22 protein-coding genes and 1 pseudogene are annotated in these 22,967 nt (G+C 60.2%); 9 read left to right on the top strand and 14 right to left on the bottom strand.

The window, feature by feature from the left end:
• Positions 1-173: 173 nt before the first annotated feature.
• Positions 174-501 (top strand): annotated as a pseudogene (locus tag NGR_RS32830) (adenylate/guanylate cyclase domain-containing protein); the annotation flags it as partial.
• A 15-nt stretch (positions 502-516) separates the two neighbouring features.
• On the top strand, positions 517-1,158 hold the full coding sequence (locus NGR_RS02975) for a peroxiredoxin-like family protein (RefSeq protein ID WP_015886736.1): 642 nt from the start codon (positions 517-519) through the stop codon (positions 1,156-1,158).
• A gap of 413 nt (positions 1,159-1,571) precedes the next feature.
• Here the strand turns inward: NGR_RS02975 and NGR_RS02970 are convergent, their stop codons facing one another.
• The 4 genes from NGR_RS02970 to NGR_RS02955 all read right to left on the bottom strand — a co-directional run bounded on the left by NGR_RS02970 (position 1,572) and on the right by NGR_RS02955 (position 5,715).
• Positions 1,572-3,179 (bottom strand): copper resistance CopC/CopD family protein, encoded by a 1,608-nt coding sequence (locus NGR_RS02970; protein WP_015886735.1) that lies wholly within the window; start codon positions 3,177-3,179, stop codon positions 1,572-1,574.
• A 44-nt stretch (positions 3,180-3,223) separates the two neighbouring features.
• On the bottom strand, positions 3,224-3,754 hold the full coding sequence (locus tag NGR_RS02965) for a YcnI family copper-binding membrane protein (RefSeq protein ID WP_015886734.1): 531 nt from the start codon (positions 3,752-3,754) through the stop codon (positions 3,224-3,226).
• 122 nt (positions 3,755-3,876) lie between these two features.
• Entirely contained in the window at positions 3,877-5,247 is a 1,371-nt protein-coding gene (locus NGR_RS02960; RefSeq protein WP_015886733.1) for a PepSY-associated TM helix domain-containing protein, read from the bottom strand.
• Between the two features lie 66 nt (positions 5,248-5,313).
• Entirely contained in the window at positions 5,314-5,715 is a 402-nt protein-coding gene (locus NGR_RS02955; protein ID WP_015886732.1) for a DUF2946 family protein, read from the bottom strand.
• Between the two features lie 191 nt (positions 5,716-5,906).
• On the opposite strand from NGR_RS02955, the gene NGR_RS02950 reads away from it, so the two are divergent.
• The 6 genes from NGR_RS02950 (at position 5,907) to NGR_RS02925 (ending at position 14,016) form a co-directional block, all read left to right on the top strand.
• Positions 5,907-7,427: an ABC transporter substrate-binding protein gene (locus NGR_RS02950; protein ID WP_015886731.1), complete on the top strand. Its 1,521-nt coding sequence runs from the start codon at positions 5,907-5,909 to the stop codon at positions 7,425-7,427.
• A 12-nt stretch (positions 7,428-7,439) separates the two neighbouring features.
• Positions 7,440-8,378: an ABC transporter permease gene (locus NGR_RS02945; RefSeq protein ID WP_015886730.1), complete on the top strand. Its 939-nt coding sequence runs from the start codon at positions 7,440-7,442 to the stop codon at positions 8,376-8,378.
• The gene (locus tag NGR_RS02940) at positions 8,375-9,193 is read left to right on the top strand and encodes an ABC transporter permease (protein ID WP_015886729.1); all 819 of its coding nucleotides are present in this window, start codon (positions 8,375-8,377) and stop codon (positions 9,191-9,193) included. The genes NGR_RS02945 and NGR_RS02940 overlap by 4 nt, the downstream gene beginning before the upstream one ends.
• The gene (locus tag NGR_RS02935) at positions 9,190-10,632 is read left to right on the top strand and encodes an ABC transporter ATP-binding protein (protein ID WP_015886728.1); all 1,443 of its coding nucleotides are present in this window, start codon (positions 9,190-9,192) and stop codon (positions 10,630-10,632) included. Before NGR_RS02940 ends, NGR_RS02935 begins: the two co-directional genes overlap by 4 nt.
• A 325-nt stretch (positions 10,633-10,957) precedes the next feature.
• A complete protein-coding gene (locus tag NGR_RS02930) occupies positions 10,958-13,267 on the top strand; it encodes a rhodanese-like domain-containing protein (protein WP_015886727.1) in 2,310 nt (769 codons plus the stop codon).
• Positions 13,268-13,464: 197 nt separating this feature from the next.
• Positions 13,465-14,016, top strand: coding sequence for a tyrosine-type recombinase/integrase (locus NGR_RS02925; RefSeq protein WP_015886726.1), 552 nt, complete (start codon positions 13,465-13,467; stop codon positions 14,014-14,016).
• Positions 14,017-14,346: 330 nt separating this feature from the next.
• On the opposite strand, the gene NGR_RS02920 is transcribed toward NGR_RS02925, so the two are convergent.
• The 10 genes from NGR_RS02920 to NGR_RS02875 form a co-directional block, all read right to left on the bottom strand.
• Entirely contained in the window at positions 14,347-15,384 is a 1,038-nt protein-coding gene (locus NGR_RS02920; RefSeq protein WP_015886725.1) for a Gfo/Idh/MocA family protein, read from the bottom strand.
• A gap of 7 nt (positions 15,385-15,391) precedes the next feature.
• Positions 15,392-15,841: a type II 3-dehydroquinate dehydratase gene (gene aroQ / locus NGR_RS02915; protein WP_015886724.1), complete on the bottom strand. Its 450-nt coding sequence runs from the start codon at positions 15,839-15,841 to the stop codon at positions 15,392-15,394.
• Positions 15,842-15,874: 33 nt separating this feature from the next.
• Positions 15,875-16,243 carry a 5-carboxymethyl-2-hydroxymuconate Delta-isomerase gene (locus NGR_RS02910; RefSeq protein ID WP_015886723.1) on the bottom strand — a complete coding sequence of 123 codons (369 nt, stop codon included), beginning with the start codon at positions 16,241-16,243 and terminating at the stop codon, positions 15,875-15,877.
• A 14-nt stretch (positions 16,244-16,257) separates the two neighbouring features.
• A complete protein-coding gene (locus NGR_RS02905) occupies positions 16,258-17,118 on the bottom strand; it encodes a shikimate dehydrogenase (RefSeq protein WP_164923831.1) in 861 nt (286 codons plus the stop codon).
• An 18-nt stretch (positions 17,119-17,136) separates the two neighbouring features.
• Positions 17,137-17,910: an amino acid ABC transporter ATP-binding protein gene (locus tag NGR_RS02900; RefSeq protein WP_164924047.1), complete on the bottom strand. Its 774-nt coding sequence runs from the start codon at positions 17,908-17,910 to the stop codon at positions 17,137-17,139.
• Between the two features lie 109 nt (positions 17,911-18,019).
• The gene (locus NGR_RS02895) at positions 18,020-18,844 is read right to left on the bottom strand and encodes a transporter substrate-binding domain-containing protein (protein ID WP_015886720.1); all 825 of its coding nucleotides are present in this window, start codon (positions 18,842-18,844) and stop codon (positions 18,020-18,022) included.
• Positions 18,845-18,885: 41 nt separating this feature from the next.
• Positions 18,886-19,536 (bottom strand): amino acid ABC transporter permease, encoded by a 651-nt coding sequence (locus tag NGR_RS02890; RefSeq protein ID WP_015886719.1) that lies wholly within the window; start codon positions 19,534-19,536, stop codon positions 18,886-18,888.
• A 9-nt stretch (positions 19,537-19,545) separates the two neighbouring features.
• A complete protein-coding gene (locus tag NGR_RS02885; protein WP_015886718.1) occupies positions 19,546-20,214 on the bottom strand; it encodes an amino acid ABC transporter permease in 669 nt (222 codons plus the stop codon).
• A 46-nt stretch (positions 20,215-20,260) separates the two neighbouring features.
• Complete coding sequence (locus NGR_RS02880; RefSeq protein ID WP_015886717.1) at positions 20,261-21,082, bottom strand: sugar phosphate isomerase/epimerase family protein; 822 nt, start codon at positions 21,080-21,082, stop codon at positions 20,261-20,263.
• Entirely contained in the window at positions 21,082-21,819 is a 738-nt protein-coding gene (locus NGR_RS02875; RefSeq protein ID WP_015886716.1) for a GntR family transcriptional regulator, read from the bottom strand. The genes NGR_RS02880 and NGR_RS02875 overlap by 1 nt, the downstream gene beginning before the upstream one ends.
• A 254-nt stretch (positions 21,820-22,073) precedes the next feature.
• Between NGR_RS02875 and NGR_RS02870 the strand changes: the two genes are divergently transcribed.
• A complete protein-coding gene (locus tag NGR_RS02870) occupies positions 22,074-22,967 on the top strand; it encodes an intradiol ring-cleavage dioxygenase (RefSeq protein WP_015886715.1) in 894 nt (297 codons plus the stop codon).

The raw sequence follows: 22,967 nt of genomic DNA, 5'->3' as shown, positions 1-22,967 counted from the left end.
TAATCGACCCGTTGAAGAACTTGCTCGTCGCAGACTTGAGCGTCCAAAACGAGGTCGGGAATCCGACTTTCACCGCAATAGCATTCGGGAGTGCTCTCGTGTGAGGTCATTCGCCTCATTTGGCATCCGGTCACATCGAGGCCGCCCGAGATTCAAGACGTTGGACACTGGGAGGTGTATCGACCGCCGAGAAGGCAATCGAGATCCACTGTGCGCTCGACCAACGTGAGCATCTGGCGGTGCCTTTGATCGTCCTGGCGCTGGCGCAAATCCACCAATGCCACGGAAGCCGGAACTCGCCGTCCGTTATACAGCGAGCGCTCATGACGGCTCGGGAGACAGGCGAACCGCAGATGCTTTTTCAGTGTTAAGATGGGCTTGCAACGCTTAATCTCGACCTCGGCAATGTGGCAGAAGCCAAACGCTAACTTACTCTGACGCGGGAAGTTTGCGCCCAGCACGGGCTCAAACCCCGAAGCGCTTGTCGTGTTGCCTTTTCTTGCGAGGAGGTTGTCCATGTCCACAGGTAGTGTCGACCGCCCGCTGCAGCCGGGCAACCGGGCACCAAATGTTGTACTCGATGCCATCTCGCGCGAAGGCAAGGTCGCGCTCAATGATTTTCGAGGCCGTAGCCCGTTACTGATCGGTTTGTTTCGAGGCCTACACTGCCCGTTCTGCCGGCGCCATGTCGCGGCGATGGCGCAACTCAAACCGGCCCTACATGAGAAAGGCGTCGAATGCCTGGCGGTGGTCAACACGCCGGTCGAACGCGCGCGGCTCTATTTCCGGTACCACCCGACACTAGATCTTCTCGCGGCGTCCGACCCGGAGCGAGCCTCGCATCGTGCTTTCGGCTTGCGTGAGGTCGGGATGGACACGATCATGGCGATACGGGTTCATCTCCCGGGCGAGTTGCCCGAGCCTATGGACGTAGTGGCAATGAACGAGTTTCTCAACAAGAAGGAAAGGTATCAGATTACGAAAGCCGATCAGCAGATGATGGCTTCCGGCCAGGCGCAACTTGTCGGTCAGTTCCTACTGGACCGGGCGGGAATCGTACGCTGGAGCTTCACTGAAGTTTTGGAGGTTGGCTATACGTTCACGGCCCCCAATCCCGAGGAACTGATGTCGGCGGCTTCCCAAGTCGCACATCAATAGGCTGCTGAAAACTCGCTCGACGACCACCGTCCTGTGGTAATTCCGTGGGTTTGAGCCATCATCAAGGTAGTCAAGCGCGGCGGCTAAGGTCTGCCCGTAAGCTTCGTAGCGATTTCCATGCAACGGCACCGAGCGCCAAGATGTCATGGCGATAGGAGGACAGCACTGCCATCTCGCCATGCGTCACGAAGGGGATGGGAATTCCCGAGTCGTTCCTGGGCGCACGCGTTTCATGGGCCCAAGCGGACGACCCGACGATCCATAAAAATGCAGCCGCGATGATTGTCAGTCTTCCCATGTGTCACAGCCATGCGCGCAGAGGCGAACAATCTACCGCATCGGCGGCATCGGGAGGCGACGTTACCGGCAGACGCCGGGTCAAGGTATCGTGTTGCGGAGGACGGGCAGTCAATTCACGGCCTGATGCTGATCTGATCTTCGAGGCTGACCTTGTCGAAGTCGCTGATCAGGATGTCGACGCGGACACGCCAGGTTCCCGGCAGCGGGATGGTCATATGGTCGATCCGCCAGGTCGCTTCGTCACGACGGCCGGCCGCCCGTCTGAACGGCTCGACGCCGGAATCGGGCTTGGAAAGGACAAGGGTCACCTCCTTCGCATCGAGCCGCTGGAACTCGCCGGAGAGGACGCCGATCGACACCGTCACGTCGCCGGCACGTCCGGGCATGACCTGAACGAATGCCATCGCCTCGTCGGCGTGGATGTGCACGGTCGCGGGCTGGGCCGCAGCGGCCGCCAGGGCGCGCGGCGGCGGCGTGAAGCGCCAGCAGGCCACGACTGCAAAAATCAAGAGCACGATCGCCGTTTCCGCGGCGATCGAGCGAACCAGCCGCTTGGTGGCGCGGCCATCGCCGGCCACAACCGGTTTGGTCAAACGCCAACGATTGGCGGCAGCCAGCAGGGACAATCCGACAAGCAGGCCGAGTTTGATCAGAAACACCCGGCCATAGGCGGTATCGACGAGGGCCTGGGGCTTCTCCACCTGCACGATGGCCAGCACAGCTCCCGCAGCTATAAGCACGACGAGCAGGAGCGGGATGGCCGTTGAGAAGCGACGCAGTCCGGGAACGGCGGCCGGGTCGCCGCGCCTCAGTGCAAGGGCTAGAGGTGCGAGCGATCCTACCCAGAAGCTGATTGCCATGGCGTGCAGGAAGACTGCCGGTCGCATCAGCCATTGCGGCTCGGCAGCAGCCGCGTGGCCGCTGAGCGACAATGCCGCACCCGCAAGGATGAGTGCGGCGAGCGACGGCACGCGCGAAAACTGTCCCTTTTTGAGAAGAGCCAATGCCGCCGCGGCAAAAGCGATGAAGGCGGCGATGACCGTGTGCGCAAGGCTTGTTCCCATCGCCGTGGACCAGACCATTGGCTCGGCGATGCGCGTTACCGGGACGGCCAGCGCATCGAGGCCCTGGAAGCCGACAGAACCGAGCGCGCCAAGAGCCCCGATGACAAGAGTGCCTGCAACGACATTGCGGCCGGATCGAGAGCCGCCGAAGAGCCAGCACAACGAAAACGCGCCGCCGACACCGATGAACAGGCCAACGTACAGCGCGATCCTTCCTGCCAGCACGCCGGCACGCACAGCCCAGTCGATCTGGTCGCCGACCAGCGGCGGCGCAGAGCTTGCCAGACCGATCGAAAACACGACCGATCCGCCGATCGGGTGCCCGTCCGCGGAGGTCACCCGCCAGCTCAGCACATGGGTCCCGCGGCCGAGATCCGCCGGCGCGGCGATTTCGACGGTTCGATCCTTCACCTCGAACCGGTCGAGCGGAATCGACGACCCGTCCGGCCGAACGAGCCTCAGAGAGAGCGGCGACACCGGCTCGCTAAACGTCAGCGCGTAGAAAGATGGCGCGGCGTCGACAACCGCGCCGTCCTTTGGGTCGCTCGAGTTGAGCGTCGCATGCGCTGAGGCCACGGCAACCTGCGCGAGAAGCCCGCACAGTGCGATCACCAACAGCCTCGCCAGGCGAGAGACGATCGGTGACATGAGCGCCATGCGTGCTCCCCGGTTAGCGGACCTGTGCGGCCATTTAGCCTTGATCAGTGCGCGCTCTGCTTTTCAAGCAGCTTGATCCCAGGCGCCGGAAATTCCAGCTCGTCACTCGACTGCCCTTCTTTCGGAATCTCGATCCAGCGCTCGGCCGCACCCTCCGGGCATTCCTGCACCACCGGCACGTAGATCGTCTTGCCGACGGGCAGGCTGTCGGTCAGGAAGGCGCGGAACACGAACTCGTCATATTCGTCGTCAGCGAGACTGCCGCCTTTCCAGACGATCTCCTTTACGCCCTCTTTCATCGGCGTGCCGAAGTAGTCATAGGACTTCTCGTAGGGACCCTTGATCTTTTCCAGCGTCCAGCCGGTCTTCGGCATCGGCTTTGCCGCAATCATTCCTTCCGGAACCTGGACACGGACCGCGATCGTCGGCTTGCCCTCGCAACCATGCGGAACGCGGATCACCGCTTTGTAGGAGGACCCGACATGGGCATCCGTCACTTCGAGGGTGGAGTGGGCGGACGCGGCAGTCGCGCCGAGGACGGTCAGGGCAGCGGCGCTTATGAGGGATTTCAACATGGTGTTCTCCGTTGCAATTGTCGTGTTGCAGTATGGCGCGAGCGGAAAGCCCGATCGTGTCGTCGCAGGCAGGTTTGCTTCGCGCCATGGCAAATTGCATTGATACAGGTCAGTCGGCCCGCTTACGCGCTTCGCTGCCTCGAAAGCTTCGAGTAGCTCCAATCCAAGGCAAGCATAATCACCAGCGAAACTCCGACCAGCGGAAAGACAATACCGCCAGCGACCAGGATCGCCAGCAGCCCGCGAAACACCCGTTTGTCGGATGGCATCGGCGGCACGCCAAGCGACCCCGCCGGCCGGCGCTTCCACCACATGATGCCGGCAGATACGGCGAGAGCGATAATGGCGATGCAGGCTACAAGGAGCACGATCTGGTTCACCCGCCCGAACTCCTGTCCCATGTGCACATTGATGCCCCATTCGAGCCACTTGCCGAGCGGGCCGTAGTCCGAATAGCTCGTGTCGAGGAGCGGCTTTCCGGAATATTGATCGAGATGCACGACGCGCTGCTGCGACAGATCGTCGGGATAGACGGAACCGGTATAGACGCCGGTCGGCGTCGCGGGGATGGCAACCGTGTAGCCGTGATGCAGGCCCAGACGATCGAAGGTCGCGACGGCTTCGTCGAGGCCGATCGGCGTTGCGCCATGCTGATCGCCGGGCGACTGCGGCACCTGCGCCTGCTCGAGCGACCAGGAGGTCTTGGCGACGTGGTCGAGATGTTCGTCGGACATCGGCACGGCGACACGGACCCCGGCCGGATAGCCGAAATTGTTGCCGTTCGCCCATTCGTTGACCTTGGCGCCCCAGACGCCGGACCAGGGCATGCCGGTGACGGCGAGGAAGGCGATGAAGAAGCCGACGAAGATACCGGTGACCGCATGGGTATCGCGCCAGAACACCCGCCGCTTCGGGGTGCCGCGGACGCTGAGCACGCCGCCCGTCTGCCGGCGCGGCCACCAGAGATAGATGCCCGTGCCGACCAGCAGGATGGACCAGCCACCGGCGATCTCGATCAGGGCGCGGCTGAACGATCCGAAATATTTGAGGCTGTGCAGATAGCGGATCGTCCACATGATCGTGCCGCGATCCGGGAGCGCGCCCAGCACTTTTCCGCTGTACGGATCGACATAGACGGCAAGCTTGCCCTCAGCCTCGGTGCTGACCGTGATCTCCGCGGAGGAGACTGGCGACGCCGGGTCGGTGAACTTGACGGCTGTGCCCGGATGGGCGGCCAGCGCCGCGGCCACCATCGCCGACGGGGTCGCCTTCGCCTCGCCCTCTCGGACTTCGACCTGCTTCAGGTTGGCGTGGACGACCGCGTCGATCTCGTCGCGGAAGAGATAAAGCGCCCCGGTGATCGCCAGGGTAATCATGAAAGGCAGGACAAGCAGCCCCGCATAGAAATGCCAGCGCCAGACGGCGCGATAAAGGTCGGACGCGGATCGCACGGCAGCGCCGGTGCTCTCCTGCCCAATGGTCAGGTCGGTCATTGGTGACTCCAAAACATCAAAACGCGGCCAATCCGCGAAGGCGGGTCGGCGATGGTAACGGCGATGTCAGGAGAAGAAGGGAGGCGCGCGAGGCTCGGCGATCAATCGCCGAAGCGTGGTTGACGCGACTTCTTCAGGAGAAGGCACAACCCCGACTGGAATGTCAACGGCGGCAAGAGCGACAGGGTTCTCGCCGCCGAGGATCGCCGGCATGTCGGTCGAGGCGAGGCGACAGAGAGTACCACAAGGGCAATTGCTCGATTTTTTGGCCGGAGTGCCATCGTCCCGTGCCTGGCCAATGGATCCCGACGAGAAGCAGATTTCGTGGAGAGGATCGACAGCGGCGGCCGCCATCGCACCTTGCGACGTGCCCGACAAGAGCCCCTGCAGCAGCAACAGATACGCGAACAGCAGCGCAATCGCCGTCGCCGTTATCCTGTCCCCTACTATGCCCCGCATGGTGATCATGAATTGCCCATCGCACAGTTGCAGCGAAAAGTCACCGCTGCCTGCCGGCTTATACGCGTCGACATCCGTGACGGCTCATAATGTTATTACGTAACTTTCCAATTGACGAACGTAATAACGTAACATATCGAGGGAGCGGGCACATGCACTCGTACCCATTTTCGTCACGGAAAAAATGATTGGAGGTCTGAATGCGCACACTGCGCGTGCTGTTCACTACGGTTGCACTCAGCGTCGCCGCGTCGCTTAACCCGGCCCATGCCGAGGTGCTCAAGGTTGCCGGCCCATGGGAGATTACCGGCATTGATCCGGCCCAGACCGGTTATGTCTTCAGCCGATTGCAAGTCGCCGAAACGCTCGTGACCGCCAACCACGAAGGCGAGATCGTGCCCGCTCTGGCGAATCGGTGGAGCGTCAGTGGCGATGGTCTGACATGGCGCTTTACACTCCGTGAGAATGCGCGTTTCCACGACGGCATGCCCGTGACGGGGGAAGCGGCAGCGGCCAGTCTGCAGCGAGCCCTTGCAGGCGTCGGTGTGCTGGCTCAGGCGCCGATTGAAGACATCGCCAGTGACGGTCGTGACGTAGTAATCAGGCTGACGAAACCATTCTCTGCTCTGCCCGCCTATCTCGTGCATTTCAGCACCATCGTGCTGGCGCCGTCTTCATTCGATGCGGCGGGCAAAGTCACGCAGATTGTTGGGTCCGGACCCTACAAGGTGAAAAGCCTCACCGCTCCGGCACGCTTGGAGTTGCAGGCCTCCGGCGGGTGGTGGGGCGGCAAGCCCGCGATCGAGGAAGTCAGCTATCTCGCAGTGGGACAAGGCGAGACCCGAGCGCTGATGGCGGAAAGCGGCGAAGTCGATCTGGCCTTTTCGATGCTGCCGGTCTCGGTGGATCGTCTCAAAGCCAATCCGAGACTCGATGTGCAGATTGCCACCATCCCCCGCACGCGCATTCTCAAGCTCAATGCGGCGTCCCCATTTTTCGACCAGATTGAGGAGCGGCAGGCGATCAGTGCAGCGATCGACCGCGCCGGGATTACCAAGGTGATCCTGCGCAACCCCGATCTTGCTGCAACCCAGCTATTCCCGCCTGCGATGAAGGGCTGGAATTCCCCCGACGTCCAGCCGCTCGTGCGGGACGTAGACAAGGCGAAAGAACTCCTGGCTGCCGCGGGCTGGAGAGCCGGCAGCGACGGTATTCTGGAAAAGGATGGCAAGCGGTTCAGCGTGACGCTGCTGACCTATTCAAGTTGGCCCGAACTGCCGCCCATCGCGACGGCACTGCAGGCTCAGCTCAGACAGGTGGGGATCGAGGCAAAAGTATCCGTGGGCAATAGCTCGGAAATTCCGGCGCGTCACCAGGACGGAACACTGGAGATGGGGCTGATATCGCGGCTCTACTCCATCGTGCCGGATCCCGTCGGCACGCTGCTCCAGGACTACGGTCCCGGCGGAAGCGACTGGGGTTCGATGGGCTGGGACAACAAGGAAATCCAGAGCGTTGTCGAACAACTTGCTGCGACGAGCGATGCGGCGGCCCGAGCTCCGCTTCAGGGCCGCGCCGTCGAGATCCTGCAGCAAGAACTGCCGAGCATACCAGTCACCTGGTCGGAGCTCGCCATCGTCTCGAACAAGAGGGTCTCTGGCGTCCAGGTCGATCCCCTTGAGGTGAACTACGGCCTGTCGGCTATCCGCTGGGCAGACTAACGGGGAGCCACAATGCGAAACTTCCTCCTTGCGCGCCTGCTCCAGGCGGGGCTAGTGGCCGTCGTGGTCGGCGCCCTTTGTTTCGTCCTCATGCGCGTGATGCCCGGCGACGCCGCCATGCGCATTGCTGCCGGCCGCTATGGACCGGATGCGCGGATTGCCGAAGCGGCAAAAATGGTCAGGCTCGAGCTGGGCCTCGACCGGCCACTCGTAGCCCAGTTCCTGGAATGGCTTGGCAACCTCTTGCGCCTTGATCTTGGACATTCGCTCGTCACGGGCTCGCCCGTCATTCATGAGCTGAAGGTGCAGCTCGGCGCGTCCGTGTGGCTCGCCGCATCGGCGCTCGCGCTATCGCTTCTCATCGGCCCGGTCATAGGTCTCTTCTCGGGACTGAAGGCGGGAGGCGCCATTGACCGTCTGGGTTTGGCGGGTGCGGTGATCTTCCGCGCCATCCCGCCGTTCGTGCTCGGCCTGATGCTGATGCTGGTCTTTTCGAAGCAGCTCGGCTGGTTGCCTCCAGCCGGTTTTGGCTCGGCGCGTGAGATGCTGCTTCCCGCGCTGACGCTCGCTCTCGGGCTCGCCGCCATGTCGAGCCGGGTCATGCGCAATTCGGTCGCTGCTGTCGCGAGGGCACCCTATTTCGCCTTCGCCCGGTATAAGGGTCTGCCGGAGTCCGTTGTCGTGCGCCGACATGGGCTTCGGAACGCCGCCATCCCTGTCGTTTCCTATATCGCACTGCAGGCCGTCTACCTCGTCGAAGGCGTCGTCGTCGTGGAATCGCTTTTTGCCTATCCGGGAATCGGTCACGCCCTGGTCCATGCGGTTGTCGAGCGGGACATTCCCATGGTGCAGGGGACAGCCTTGGCCATGGGGCTGATGTTCGTCGTCATCGCCGCCATTGTCGACCTTCTAACCCATTGGCTCGATCCGCGTATGAGGAGAATGGCATGAGCACGATTGGCGACATTGCTCGGCCGAAAGGGCGGCTGACCACGGGGCGCATGTTTGGCGCCGGGCTCCTCGTCCTGCTCGGTGGTTTTGCGACCATCGGGCCAGTGCTCATTCCTGCCGATCCCGCGGCGCAGGATTTTAGCGCCAGCCTCGCGCCTTTCGGTGGCGACTTTTTGCTCGGGGCCGATCACTACGGGCGTAGCCTCCTCGCCCGTCTCGCCCACGGCGCGCGCCTTTCGTTCGGCCTCGCTTTCCTGACCATGCTCGCGGCCGCGGTCCCCGGCGTTCTGCTCGGTCTTGCCGCCGCCTGGAAAGGCGGCTGGACAGAGCGGTTCCTGGAACTGACGGCCACAATTGTGCTGGCACTGCCCGGTCTGATGCTGGTGCTCCTGCTGCTGGCTTTCGCACCCGGCAATTACGGCCCGCTGTTCCTGGGCCTGTCGTTGACCCTGTGGGTCGAGTTCTATCGTGTGACTAAGGCGACGACGAAGTCCGCCCTCGCGCAGCCGCATATCGAGGCGGCGCTCATGCTCGGCTTCGGCTCGCGCTATATCCTCGTCAACTACGTCCTGCCGGTGGTCGCACCGATGATCGCAACGCTTTCGACCTTTGCCATGGCTACGGCCATCATTGCGGTGTCGACTTTGAGCGCCATCAGCGTTGGGCTACAGCCTCCGACGCCGGAACTCGGCAGCATGATCGTGGAGCTCTTGCCGTATTACGCGGAGGCGCCGGTGCATGTGCTGCTTCCAGCCATGCTGATCTTCCTGCTCGTCCTCGGCCTTCAGCTTCTCGCCCAGGGAGATCATCCATGAACATTCAAGCAAACCTGAACCTGTCGATTGCCGCTCTGTCGATCGACTCCCTGGAAGGCCGCATCGTGTCCGACGTGTCCCTTGCGATAGCAAGGGGGCGCCCGTTAACGCTGCTTGGCGAAAGTGGATCGGGCAAGTCGCTTGTCGCCCAGGCTATCATGGGCAATTTGCCGCCAGGGCTGCGTACGACGGGGCGCGTGATCTTCAAGGGGACGGACCTTTTTGCGGAGACGCCTGCCCAGCGCCGCCGCCACTGGGGCCGGAGCATTTGCCTGCTGCCGCAGGAGCCGTGGCTGGCGCTTGATCCGACCATGCGCGTCCTGCCGCAGGTGGCAGAAATACATCGCTTCGTCAAAGACAAGGATGCCACGCGGAGCGATGCGCTTGCCAAGGAGAATCTCGCGGGGGTTTCCCTTGCCTCTACGGAAGCGCTTTATCCCTTTCAGATGTCAGGCGGCATGGGACAGCGGGCGGCGATCGCGATGGCGCACGCCGCCGACAGCGAGCTTCTGATCGCGGATGAGCCGACGAAGGGTCTCGACACGGCGCTGCGGGACTCGGTGACGGCACGCCTGAAACAGGAGGCCGAAGCGGGTCGTTTGCTGCTGACCATCACCCATGACGTCGCCGTCGCCAGGGCGCTCGGCGGCATGATCGGCGTCATGCTCGATGGCCGGCTGGTCGAATACGCGCCCGCGGAAAAACTGCTCCAAGCGCCCGAGCACGCCTATACGAAGGCGCTTCTCGCCTCTGAGCCCGCAAGCTGGGGGCGGCGGGCGTCATCGGCCTTCGGCGAGGTCATCCTTGCCGGTCGCGGGCTGGCGAAGCGATATGCTAACAGGATCCTCTTCTCCGATCTGGATATTGCGGTCGCTGCCGGCGATATCGTCTCGATCTTCGGGCCGAGCGGCTGCGGCAAGACGACGGTCGGCAATATCCTTCTTGGCCTGACCCCGCCTGATGCAGGAGTGGTCGAGCGCAAGGCGGGAGTGTCGCCCCTCCGCTTCCAGAAGCTCTACCAGGATCCGCCCGCCGCGTTCGCGTCGCATCAGACGATCCGCAAAGGGCTCACCGATCTGGTGCGCCTCCATGCCAAGGAATGGACGGCAGTCAAGGGATTGCTGGACCGCTTGCGCCTGCCGGAAATTCTTCTCGATCGTCTGCCCGGCCACCTTTCGGGCGGCGAGCTGCAGCGTTTTGCGTTGTTGCGCGCGCTGCTGCTCAATCCGGCCTTTCTCTTCGCCGACGAGGCGACTTCACGGCTCGATCCCGTCAGCCAGAAAGAGGTGATCTCATTCCTGCAGGAGATCGTCAGGGAAACCGGCCTCGCTGTCCTGTTGGTTACACACGACCGGGACATCGCCGAGAAGCTATCGGCACGAGTAATAAATCTCGAGAACAAAGGGCCACATGAAACCGCTCCCAAGTGCCAACATTGAGCGAGGCATCTGCGAAACCGCTTTGAGGGACAGAAGGTGGAGGGGATTGATCGCGAACACGTAGCTGAAGCACTGAACTGCGGCCCTTCTTATTGAAATGCCGCGTGCTGACCCTGCTGAAGGCCAAAGGTCGACCCTGAGCTGCCGCTCGTGGTTACAAGCCGGAATTTCCGGTGACGCGGCCTGAAGCGGCCATACCGGCAAGTCCCAATAAATCTGGAACGAGCGAGGAAACAAGTGTAGCTTCGCAAGTTAGGAGGCTGAGAGTTCCCGCCCCTGACCAACGCAACAGCGAGGCCTTCTACTCCTTTTGGGAGAGGTGGTTATGGAAGCAGCTCGCGCCGAGCGGCGGCTGGTTGCAATTCTTGCCGTCGACATTGTCGGTTATTCGCGCCTCATCGAAGCCGACGAGGCCCGGACCCTGGCAGCAATGAAGGCGTGGCGTTCCGAAATCTTCGACCCCTTTGTGGAAGATTATCACGGACGCATCGTGAAGCTCATGGGCGACGGCGCGATTGTGGAATTTGGTTCCGTCGTCGACGCGGTTGCTTGCGCAGTCGCGTCACAGAGTAAGATCGCTGCACGCCAGGCGGATGTAGCATCCCAACATCGACTTCTCCTCCGCATGGGCATCAATCTCGGCGATGTGGTCGTCGACGGGGATGATTTGCTCGGTGATGGCGTGAACGTCGCGGCTCGCCTTGAGCAGATGTGTGAGCCAGGAGGCCTTTTCATATCTGGCACTGCTTTCGATCACTTGCAGGGCACGCTCGAATTGCCGCTGGAATTCATCGGCGAGCAGCATGTGAAGAATATCAAGCGGCCTGTCCGTGTCTACCGGGTGAGGTTCGAGGGAAATGCACGGCATCGGCGCTTCCAGGTCAGAAGCTTTCGGAGTTGGATAATTCCAGCCGCTTTGGCCCTCCTACTGCTGATCAGCGTTCCCGCAGTATGGCTGGCCCAGAGGCGCGAGAGCGCTGACGCCGCGTCCGTTCCGCGGATGGCTCTTCCGCTTCCCCAGAAGCCCTCGATCGCCGTCCTGCCATTCGAAAACCTGAGTTCTGATGCCGGGCAGAGCTATTTCGCCGATGGAATGACCGACGACGTGATCACCGAACTTTCGAAACTATCTGGCATTTTCGTCATCGCACGCAACTCGACGTTTGCCTACAAGGGCAAACCCACCAAGGTGCAGCAGGTGGCCAAAGAACTGGGCGTGCACTACATCCTGGAGGGCAGCGTACGTCGAGAGGGAAATCATGTTCGGGTCAATGCCCAATTGATTGACGCTCTCGACGGACACCACCTCTGGGCTCAGCGCTATGATGGTGAAATGAGCGGCGTGTTCGGGCTGCAGGACAGGGTGATCGGACAGATCGTTTCAACGCTCTCCGTGAAGCTGACGAGTGCCGAAAAAAGCGTCGCAGCAGTACCGGAAACAATAAATCCGCGGGCCTACGATACTTTGCTTCAGGGTTGGGATCATCTTCGCCGGGACACCGAGGCGGAAATGGCAATGGCCGCCGCGTTCTTCCAGAAGGCTATCGTGCTCGATCCGAGCTATAGTCGCGCCTATGCGTCGCTCGCGGCGGCAAACTGGAGGACCAGCATCTTATCCTGGAATTTTTCTCGTAGAGAGGCCGCTTCCAGGAACCTGGACAGAAATCTTGCGAAGGCCATGGAGAAGCCGACGCCGCTTGCCTATGCGATATCGGCGCAATTGCTTGCTCAGCAGGGCCGCTATGATGAAGCATTCGCTGCCATCGACCGGGCGATGAAGCTTGCGCCGAATGATCCCGACAACCATGTCAGCATGGCGCGGGTTCTCAATGCGACGGGACATGCGGCGGAGGCGGAACAGCAAGTGCGCCTGGCAATGAGAATCGATCCCCATCCCCCGAAGGCAACGCTGCGCATGCTCGCAGTCTCGCTCTTCTCTCAGGGAAAATACAACGAAGCCGCCGACACCCTCGAACGCGTGATCGAGAAGAAGTCTGATCTCCAAGCGGACTACGCCACGCTGATATCGAGTTACGGCTATCTCGGACGGACGGACGGCATTCAGGCGCTGATCAACAGGTACAACAAACTGGCTACGTCCTTCTTAGGCGATTCGCTCACCGTCCAGGAAAGTGCGTTTGACTGGTATGGCAATGCGTTCAGGTACCATCGGCCTTACATTGCGCGCCTGCAGGAAGGACTCCGTAAGGCCGGAGTGCCCGAGGGGGCCGGCACAGACCTCGCTCTTGACGACTATTTCAAGTTCATGACCCTTACGAAGGGCGATCTCAGCGTCGACAGGACGATAAAAGTCGATGTCACGGAAGCAAAGGCGCTGCTGGCACGCGACGTACCATTCATAGATGTGCGTGCCCCGCTCAACTATGACAATGGGCACATTCCAAAAGCCATCAACTTATCGCTGGTCACCGGCCTGTCAAAGGAAAGTCTCGCCAAGGTGGTGGGCAAGGAAGACGAAGTCGCGTTCTACTCTCACGGCAAGCATGGCCCCTACGCGGCCTATGCTTCGGCCAAGGCGATTGCCTGGGGTTACACGCGCATATACTATTTCGCCGGCGGATGTTTGGAGTGGGAAGACGAAGGCTATCCCCTTGTGGTCGAGGTCAGGAAGTAGCTCGGGCAGGAGTAGCCTTGCCAAATGCCATCCGCGATCTCATGACGGCAAATGGCGCAACTTGCCCGTTCAGATGAGCAGGACGAAGGGCCGTCTTCCACCCGAAAAATAGTTGAGCGCTTCGGTGTGGGGGTGGCTTCTGGGAGGAAGGCTATGTCTAGCTGGAACTCGGCCGCATCATCGGTCAGAAGCCCCCATTGAAGCCGAAGGAGGCCTGGGCCATCCGTACCCGCCTTCAGATGTTGAGCGCAGTACGCGACCTGGCGCTATTCAACCTCGCGATCGACAGCAAATTGCGGGCTTGTGATCTGGTCGCGATCTCAGTTGGTGATGTTTCGACTTCCGGAAGGGTTCGTGACCGGGCGATCATCATTCAGAAGAAGACCGGCCGACCCGTGCAATTCGAATTGACCGATCAAACGCGGGAGGCTTTCGGCGCATGGATTGAAAATCGCAGACTCGGGGAACGGGATTACCTGTTTCCGAGCCGCGTGCACACAAAGCCGCATCTGTCGACGCGGCAATATAGCAGGGTTGTCGAGCGGTGGGTGTCGAGCATCGGGCTTGATCCCAAACGCTACGACACGCATTCAATGAGGCGGACGAAGGCCGCACACATCTACAAGAAGACAGGCAACCTGCGCGCCGTCCAGCTCTTGCTCGGCCACAAGAAGCTGGAGAGCACCGTGCAGTACCTCGGGATCGAGGTCGACGACGCCCTGGCCATTTCTGAGCAAGTTGAATTGTAGTGATGAATTGCGGCGCTTCGAACAGAAGCGCCGCTATCTCGCTACGCGGAAGGCCAAATTCGACGCGTTGCGGACATCCGAATGACAAAAAGGTACGTCAAGGCGGACGTTGATTTCTGCCTTAAGTCGGCTTCAAGCAGTCACCCCAGAAATTCGATGAAGCGTTGGGTCGTTGCCGGAAGACGGCGCGTTTCTATGGCGGCGAAGACAGGGCGGCGACGATTTCCTCCGCCAGAGGCGCGATCCTAACGTCGGTGTTGAGCCGGCGTTCTCATCGCATCGGATGCAAGGAGACGCGAAGAGCGAGCAGGCGGTTACATTACTCAGGCCTCAGTTCAAAGCGATACGCTCTCCCGTTGCCGCCGCGCGTTTTACCGCATCGACTACCCTCAAGGTTTCGAGCCCCTCGCGCCCGCTGACAAGCGGCGGTTCGTCTCCGCGGATCACCTTGCAGAATTGCCTGATCTGCAGAACGAGCGGGTCCTCGTCGTCGACCTCGATGCGCGTTTGGTCAAATGGTTCCCACCAACTCCGTTTACCAGGATTGCGCCAGACCTCGAGCGACGGAACAGCCAGCGACCCGTGCGTTCCTCCGATCATGTAACAGGATTGCTCGGTTTTGGGGTAAGCCGGATTCTCGCCGCTTGTCATCTCCCAGCTCCACGGTGCGACCACCGCGTCCGAGACTGTCGCAGTTCCCAAAACGCCATTCTTGAACTCGATCAGGATCACAGCAGTTTCCTCAACTGCGTTGCCGCGCACCGCGTTGGACTCGCGTGCCTGAACCGCAGCCACATCGCCGAGAAGATAACGCAGATTATCGACATCGTGGATGAGATTGAGGAAAACCGGCCCCGCGCCGCGCTCACGACGCCACGAGATGTCAAAGTAATCGTCGGGCTTGAACAGCCAGAACATCACATTGGCAACAAGAACGCGGCCGAGCTTCCCGCTTTCGATGATTTCCTTTGCCTTCTGAATCACCGGATTGTGCCGGCGGTGATGGCCGGTCAAAAGAGGAACACCTTTTGCCTCAGCCGCTGCGATCAGCTTTTCCCCGGATATAGTGTCGTCGGCGATCGGCTTCTCGATGAGTGCGGGAACGCCGGCTTCAACGGCTTCCAACCCGTTCTGGACGTGAGCCTGGTTGGGCGTAGCCACGATGATCCCGTCAGGTCGGTCTGCGGCAATCATGTCTGCGAAGCTTGGAAACCACTTCACACCCGCTTTCTTGGCAATGGTCTGGCCAGCGGGCGTGGGATCGACCACGGCACTGAGTTGCGCCGAGGGCTCGGCCAGGAGGTGCTGAATATGCCGCTTACCGATGAGGCCTGCCCCAAGTACGGCCAGCTTAACCCGTTGGGTCATGACCACCTCAGCCCTTGCTCGCGCCGCTGATCATTGTCGCCGCACGCCGGATGCCAAGCTGATATCCTTCTGTTCCAAGGCCGCAAATCACGCCGTCCGCGCGGTGCGAAACGTACGAATGATGTCGGAAGCTTTCGCGCTTGTGCACATTGGAGATGTGGATCTCGATCACAGGCCCTTCAAATGTGTTCAGAGCGTCAAGGATGGCGAGTGAGGTGTGGGTGAAGGCCGCCGGGTTGATGACGATGCCCGCACCGTCCTCGCGCGCCTCATGAATCCAATCGATGATCTCGTATTCCCGGTTGCTCTGATGAAAGCGGATTTCAAGGCCGAGTTCGGCTGCCAGCTTGCGGCAGTCCGCCTCCACGTCTGCGAGCGTTTCATGCCCGTAGATATGCGGCTGGCGTTTGCCAAGCAGGTTGAGGTTTGGTCCATTGAGAACGTAGATCAGGCTCATAGCATAGTGTCCTTGTTGAGCACTTCGTCCTGGTCAGACGAACGCGATTGCTTGAACAGCAAAATCAGGGTCCGACTCGTAGAGATCTGCGCGCAAGCCGAGCCTTCCCGCTTCGAGAGCAGGCGCGGCGATCGCCCGCGCGGCGTCGAGAACGGCAGTGAGAAGCTTCTGCTTGGTCTCTGCAGTACGCCCCGGTGCCATCCGCACGATGATTTGGATGAAATGATTATCGACATGCTCATCGCCCACGCAGGAGTATGTCGCCTCCCGCGCAAGCGTGCGCACGGCGGAAGGTTTCACAAGACCGCCATCGCGGACGCAGCGATGTACGGTCAGCGTCAGCCGGTCCATGGCTACATGCTCGCCTGCGCCCCGGCTATAATCGATGATGATATGCGGCATTTGGGATCTCCCCATCAAGCCGACAGGCGGCATAGATCCGTAAAGTGACGGGACATGCGCTCTGCGTCGGGTGCTATCCCGGTGAACAATTCGAAAGCCGCTGCTGCCTGGTAGACGGTCATGCCGCCGCCACGAAGGGTCCGGCAGCCTTTTCCTTCAGCGAGAGCAAGGAGCTCTGTGACGAGCGGCATATAGACGATGTCGGCGACCCAATGCCGTGGCAGAAGCCATTCCGGGTCGATCGGCAAACCAGGATGGCTCTTCATACCCGTCGGCGTCGCGTGAATGAGGCCGTCCGCGGAGCGCAGGGTGCTGCCGACATCCGTCGTGGCACGAGCACAATCCCTTGAGAACCGATGGTTCAACTGCCGAGCCAAGGTTTCTGCCCGTTTCGAATCCTGGTCAAAGATCGATAATGTCTCAATACCAAGCTTGATTGCGGCATGCGCCACGGCGACACCGGCGCCGCCGGCGCCAAGCAGGACGCCATGCGACTTCGCGACGTGCGGAAGGCCGCGCTGGAAATTCTCGTAAAAACCGTACCAATCAGTGTTGTGGCCGATCCTCTCGCCGTCACGAAAGACCACGGTGTTGACCGCACCGAGCATCTCTGCATCATCGGAAAGGCGATTGAGGTGGGCGATCACCGTCTGCTTGCACGGATGTGTAATGTTGCTCCCGGCAAAACCGCGCCGCTCCTGCTCGTCTAGGAGGTCCGGCAGCGCCGAAGGGGGAAGGCCTCGCTCGGCTAGGTCGAGAAGCTCGTAACGATAGTCGACGCCCTGGTGTCGAGCCTCCGTTTCGTGGAGCGCCGGGGACTTTGACATTTGGATATCGGCGCCGATCAGTCCCACGAGGAATTTCTTGTCGTGCATTGGCATCGCTTTCGAACGTCAGTGGTGGGCGAGGATTTCGCCGAGGAAGGTTTTCGTGCGTTGGTGCTTGGGAGACTTGAAGAAGACGTCCGGTTCGGCCTCTTCGACGATTTCTCCGGAGGCCATGAAGATGACGCGATCAGCGACCTGACGGGCAAACCCCATTTCGTGCGTGACACAGATCATCGTCATGCCGTCACGGGCGAGCCCGATCATGGTGTCGAGTACCTCCTTCACCATTTCTGGATCGAGGGCAGAGGTCGGTTCGTCGAAGAGCATGACCTTCGGCTCCATGCAGAGCGCGCGAGCGATGGCAACGCGTTGTTGTTGCCCGCCGGATAGCTGTGCCGGATACTTTTCCGCCTGGTCAAGGATCCGAACGCGCTCGAGATATTTTTGAGCCAGTCGCTCTGCGTCAGTGCGGCTTGTGCCGCGAACACGCATCGGGGCAAGTGTACAGTTCTGAAGTACGGTCATGTGCGGGAAGAGATTGAAGCTCTGGAAGACCATTCCCACTTCGCGACGTATCGCATCGACGGATTTGGTGCTTCCGTCCAGTAGCTGACCCTCGACGACGATCTTGCCGTCCTCGATCGTTTCGAGGGCATTGATGCAGCGGATTAACGTTGATTTCCCCGAGCCTGACGGCCCGCAGAGGACGATCTTTTCGCCTTTGCGGACCGACAGACTGATGGATTTCAAGGCATGGAAAGCGCCGTACCACTTCTGCACGTCCTCAAGGGAAATCAGCGTCGGTTGATCTTTTGCGCAATTGAGCACGGAACCCTCCATTTGGGCTTTAGAGCATGATCCGACCGGAGTGAAACGAGGATCGATAAGATCATGCGTCAGAAAGAAAGCGTTAGAGCGCCGATCTGATCCAGTCAGATCGACACGCGCTCTAATTGACGGTGAACGGGATGTTCGGAATGGATTCCGGGAACTGCGGCAGATCGATCTCCATCCACTTCTTCGTGATGGCGGCCAGCTCACCATTGGCCTTGATCTTGTCGATGAAGACGTTGACGGCTTCGTTCCAGTCCTTCTCGCCGAGGCGGGTTCCGACGCCGTTGTAGGTCGTCAGAAAGTCAATCTTGCGCTCGTAGGTGCCGGCACTCGCCGCATCCAGACGCTGACCATAGAACTGGTTGCCGCCAACCGCCTTGACCTGTCCGGAGATCAGAGCCTGGATGGTTGCGGCGTCGTCATCGAAGCGGCGAACCGTTGCGGTGGATCCCACGGCGTCCGTTACTGCCTTATCCTGCGAACTGGACTTCGGGACGCCGATCTCCCATCCCGCAACGTCTTCAGGCTTCGTAACCGTGTCGGACTTCGCGGCATAAAGCGAAATCGTGTTGGCGGCGTAGGGCTTGCTGTATTGAATTGATTTCGCGCGTTCTTCCGTCATCGCCATCGTTGCGAACAGGATGTCGACCTTGCCGGTCGTAAGTGCCGGAATTCGGTTGGCAACGGCGAGCGGCTGGAATTGAACCTTCACGCCCAATTCCTTGGCAAAAAGGTTGGCGACGTCAGCGTCGAAGCCGTCCTGAACGCCGCTTGTGTTGACGAACCCCCATGGCGCATTGTCGCCCTGGATGCCGACCACCAGCGTGCCCTTTGCCTTGATTTCCTCCACACTTGCCGCAGAGGCGGCGGCAGCGCCAACGGTTGCGAAGGCAACGGTTGCCAGTGCAAGTCCGAGAAAACTCCTACGATTGTTATGCATGCTTATTCTCCTCCTCAAGAGTTTTGCTTCGAGCGAAGCGGTTAGCGGGCAGCTTTCGCCATCCGTTTTTCGAGGCCACTTCCGGCATGGGAGAGCGGCCAGCAAATGATGAAGTAGATTGCGCCGACGATCCCGAAGACGAGCAGCGGACGATAGGTCTGGTTTGATATGATCTGGCCGGCGCGAGTGAGTTCAATGAAGCCGACGATTGCTGCCAGCGACGTGCCCTTGATGAGCTGGACAAGGAAGCCGATGGTGGCCGGCATCGAGATTTTCAGGGCCTGCGGCAGGATGATGTCTTTCATCCGCGAGACATAATGCAGACCGAGGGCGTTGGCGGCTTCCGTCTGGCCCTTCGGCACAGCCTCGATGGAGCCGCGCCAGATCTCGCCCAGGAAAGCACTGGCATGGAGCGTGAAGGCGATTGCGACCGCGATCCACGCGTTGACCTCGATGCCCAATAGCGCAACGCCGTAATATACAACGAAGAGCTGCATCAGAAGGGGCGTGCCCTGGAAGACGCCTATATATCCTGCGGTGATCGTCCGGGCGACCTTCTTCTTGGAGGTGCGCAGCAGCGCGATCAGGATTCCGAATATCCCCCCACCGATGAAACCCACGATCGCGAGCAGCACGGTCCACTTCAAACCCTGCATCAAAAAGAAGAATTCATTTTCGCCGATGGGACCCATGGCTGCCTCCTATCGCGTCGGGTAGTTGAAGTAGTGACGAGAAACGAGGGCAAAGAGGCCCATCATCAGCGTCGAGATAACCAGGTAGATAGCGGTCACCGTGAAATAGACTTCGAAGCTGCGGAAGGTGTCAGACTCAATGCGCTGAGCGGCCGAGGTCAGTTCGTAGGCGGCGATTGACGTGCAGACAGACGTTGTCAGTGTCAGCATGATGAACTGGCTAGTGAGCGAGGGATAAATCGCCCGCAGCGCCGGCTTGAGCACGATGAGCCGGAAGACATCCGCCTTGTGCAGACCAAGTGCGAAACCTGCTTCGATCTGGCCGCGCGACACGCTCTCGACCCCGCCTCGGATGATCTCGATTGCGTACGCCCCACCATTGATGCCAAGGGCAAGGATCGCCGTAACGGTCGGATTGAGGCGGATGCCCATGAGAGGAAGGGCAAAATATATGAAGAAGATCTGCACCAGGAATGGCGTATTGCGCACGACCTCGACGAAGACGATCACGGGCGTGCGCGCGATCTCGCTCTTGGAAGTCCTTGCAACAACGCCCAGGATTCCGATGACGAGTGCGAGGAGCATCCCAGCCAACGCAAGGCCAAGCGTTCCAAGCGAACCCCACAGCAATTCCGGGGCGCGGTCGAGGACCGCGCCGAAATCAAACCCATAAGTCATGTAAGACTTCCTCCCTCCGACCGGCTTACGCCGCGTCGGCGCCGGATCACTGATCCGGCTTCAAGATCCCCGATGCGCTGTCATGCAGATGCTTTAGATGTGCCTCCGGGTCCACCGACCCGACGAGTGGCACTTCAACCGAGATAGCAGTACCATATTCGGTTGCAGCCAAGAGGTCCTTCAATGGCAGTTCGCCTTCTCCTGGAGCGAGCCTACCGCTCCTCGCCTCGGCGATCATTGCGTCCGATGTTTTCGGAGCGGGCCCCCGGACGTCGCAAAGCTGGACGTGTTTTATCGTCCCTGCATTTCCGTGAAGCTCGTCGATCGAAGCGCCGTTGCGGAAGAAGTGAATCCCGTCAACGAGGGCACCGGCGTTCTCTGCTCCACAGGCTTTCACGACCGCTAGGCTGTCGCGAAAGGTCCTTACCGTCCGCCAGCCCATGTTTTCGATGTCGACCGACATGCCATATCGCGCCCCGAGGGCGCAAAACTCAGAAAGGTTTGCGGCAAGACGGCCGCCTTCTCGATCATCGCCGCAAACACTCAGCCGGCGCGCCCCTATGTTCGCAGCGGCTGCCACGGTCGCCTCATGCGAGCCCGGGTCGAAGCTCTCGTCGATCACGAAGAACTCGATATCGAACACCTTGATGCCTTCGCCATCGGCAACTGTCTTGAATTCCTGGGCACTGTGGCTGCCCACCGGCAACTCGTAGAAAGGAGCTCCCGGAAAGGCGGGGTGCAGACGCAGACCTATCGACGCAAAACCCGCCCGAGCAGCTATCGCGGCGAATTCCCTGGGCGGCAGCGCGATGGATGAAAAATGCGCCACGCCCAGTTCAAGGCTCGGTCCTGGCGTCGCGACGGTCATCACAAGATTCCCTTTGTCGCGAGGTGATTGCGCAGATTGGTCCCCGTGCGGTGGATATGCTGACGCAACATGTCGCACGAATAGTCCAGATCCCGCGCGACGGCTCCCTGAGCAATCTCACTGTGCTCCTGGCTGACGTTGCGGTCGCCCGACGTGCGGGTCAGAAACACCCGGCGATAGCGGTCGTTGAGATTAAGAAGCAACCTGCAGAAATGGAGCAGGATCGGCTTCCCGCAACCAGAGATGAGCGTCAGATGAAATTCGCGGTGGAGCTCTTCCCAGCGCTCCAGTGTCTCCGACCGAGCCGCGTCGCGCTCGGTGCGGTTAAGGCGATGCAGCGCGCGCATGACGTTGCCCTCCCACTTCACATCGCCGAGCCGCATGGACTCGCGAAGCGCAAAGACTTCAAACTCTTCGCGCAGGGTGGTGATCTCTTCCAGATTGGCCAAGGAAATTGAGGAAACGCGGTAGCCGCGATTGTCCTCGAACTCGACTAAACCGTCCGATATCAGCCGTGCCAACGCTTCCCGCAGCGGACTGAGGCTCACGTTGAACGTCTTGCGCGCCTTGTCGAGATTGATCTTGCTGCCGGCCTGAAGCTCGCCGGAGATGATCGCTTCGCGAAGACGGGATGCAAGCTGGCTTCCGATGGTGATTTTGCCGTCGTCAAGAAAGCCAGAAGACGATGGAGCATCTTCTGTCGTCGGAGCAAATGCGCCGTCGTCATGCGGTACCATTGTTCCTCCCAAGGCTCCCCCGAACTAATTGTCGATGATCGATATAATAAACGATTATTCGTGTCAACGTGAGCGCACCGAAATCTGCAGAAAGATAAGCCTCGGCCTCCCTTCGAAAAACGATAATGTAATTAAATCAACTTAATGGATGTCGTTATCGTATTTTGTTTGTGTAATTGGCGCCGCGAGAGTGTGCGGCGGCCTTGACAAATAATCGATTATTTTGATAGTCGGGAAATCGGGAGGTAGCCCACATGGTGATCAAAAAGGAAAGCGATCTGACGGCAGCCGTCCTCGCTGTGATGAATCGCACTGAAGAGCCCCGTTTGCGAGAAATCCTCGTCGCGATGGTCAAGCATCTTCATGCCTTCGTGCGCGAGGTTCGACTGACGGAGGTTGAGTTTCGGGAGGCGACAGCCATGCTGAACGAGATCGGGAAGCTGCATACTGATCAACACAACGAGTTTGTGCTGATGGCCGGTTCTCTTGGCGTGTCTTCACTTGTCTGCCTGCTGAACAATGGCGACAGGGGACAGACTGAGACCTCCCAGTCGCTGTTGGGCCCATTCTGGCGCCTCAACTCTCCACGAGTCGAAAATGGCGGGTCGATCATCCGGTCCGAGACGCCGGGCACGCCCTTGTTCGTGCATGGCAAGGTCGTTGACCGCGACGGTAAGCCGATTGCCGGCGCCGAAGTGGATGTGTGGCATGCATCTCCCGTCGGTCTTTATGAAAACCAGGACCCGGACCAGGCCGAGATGAACTTGCGCGGCAAATTCAGGACCGACGAGCAAGGTCGGTTCTGGTTCAGGACCGTCAAGATGGTCGGGTATCCGATACCGGTCGATGGCGTGGTCGGACGCCTGCTCAAAGCTCAGGGACGCCATCCGTACCGACCAGCGCACCTGCACGCATTGATCTTCAAGCACGGATACAAAACGCTGATTTCGCAAGTCTTCGACCCCAGCGACCCGAACATCGACTCCGATGTTCAGTTTGGTGTCACGGCAGCGCTGACCGGCGACTTCATTCGTCACGAGGACCCCCATCCGACCGAAGCGGATATTCCTGGTCCGTGGTTCTCGCTCGACTACACCTACGTCATGGAGCCCGGCGAAGCCGTTTTGCCGCGTCCCCCGATCAAATAA

It is taken from the genome of Sinorhizobium fredii NGR234 (assembly GCF_000018545.1).
In the GTDB taxonomy this organism is placed as follows: domain Bacteria; phylum Pseudomonadota; class Alphaproteobacteria; order Rhizobiales; family Rhizobiaceae; genus Sinorhizobium; species Sinorhizobium fredii_A.
This window is presented reverse-complemented; position numbering and strand designations above follow the sequence as displayed.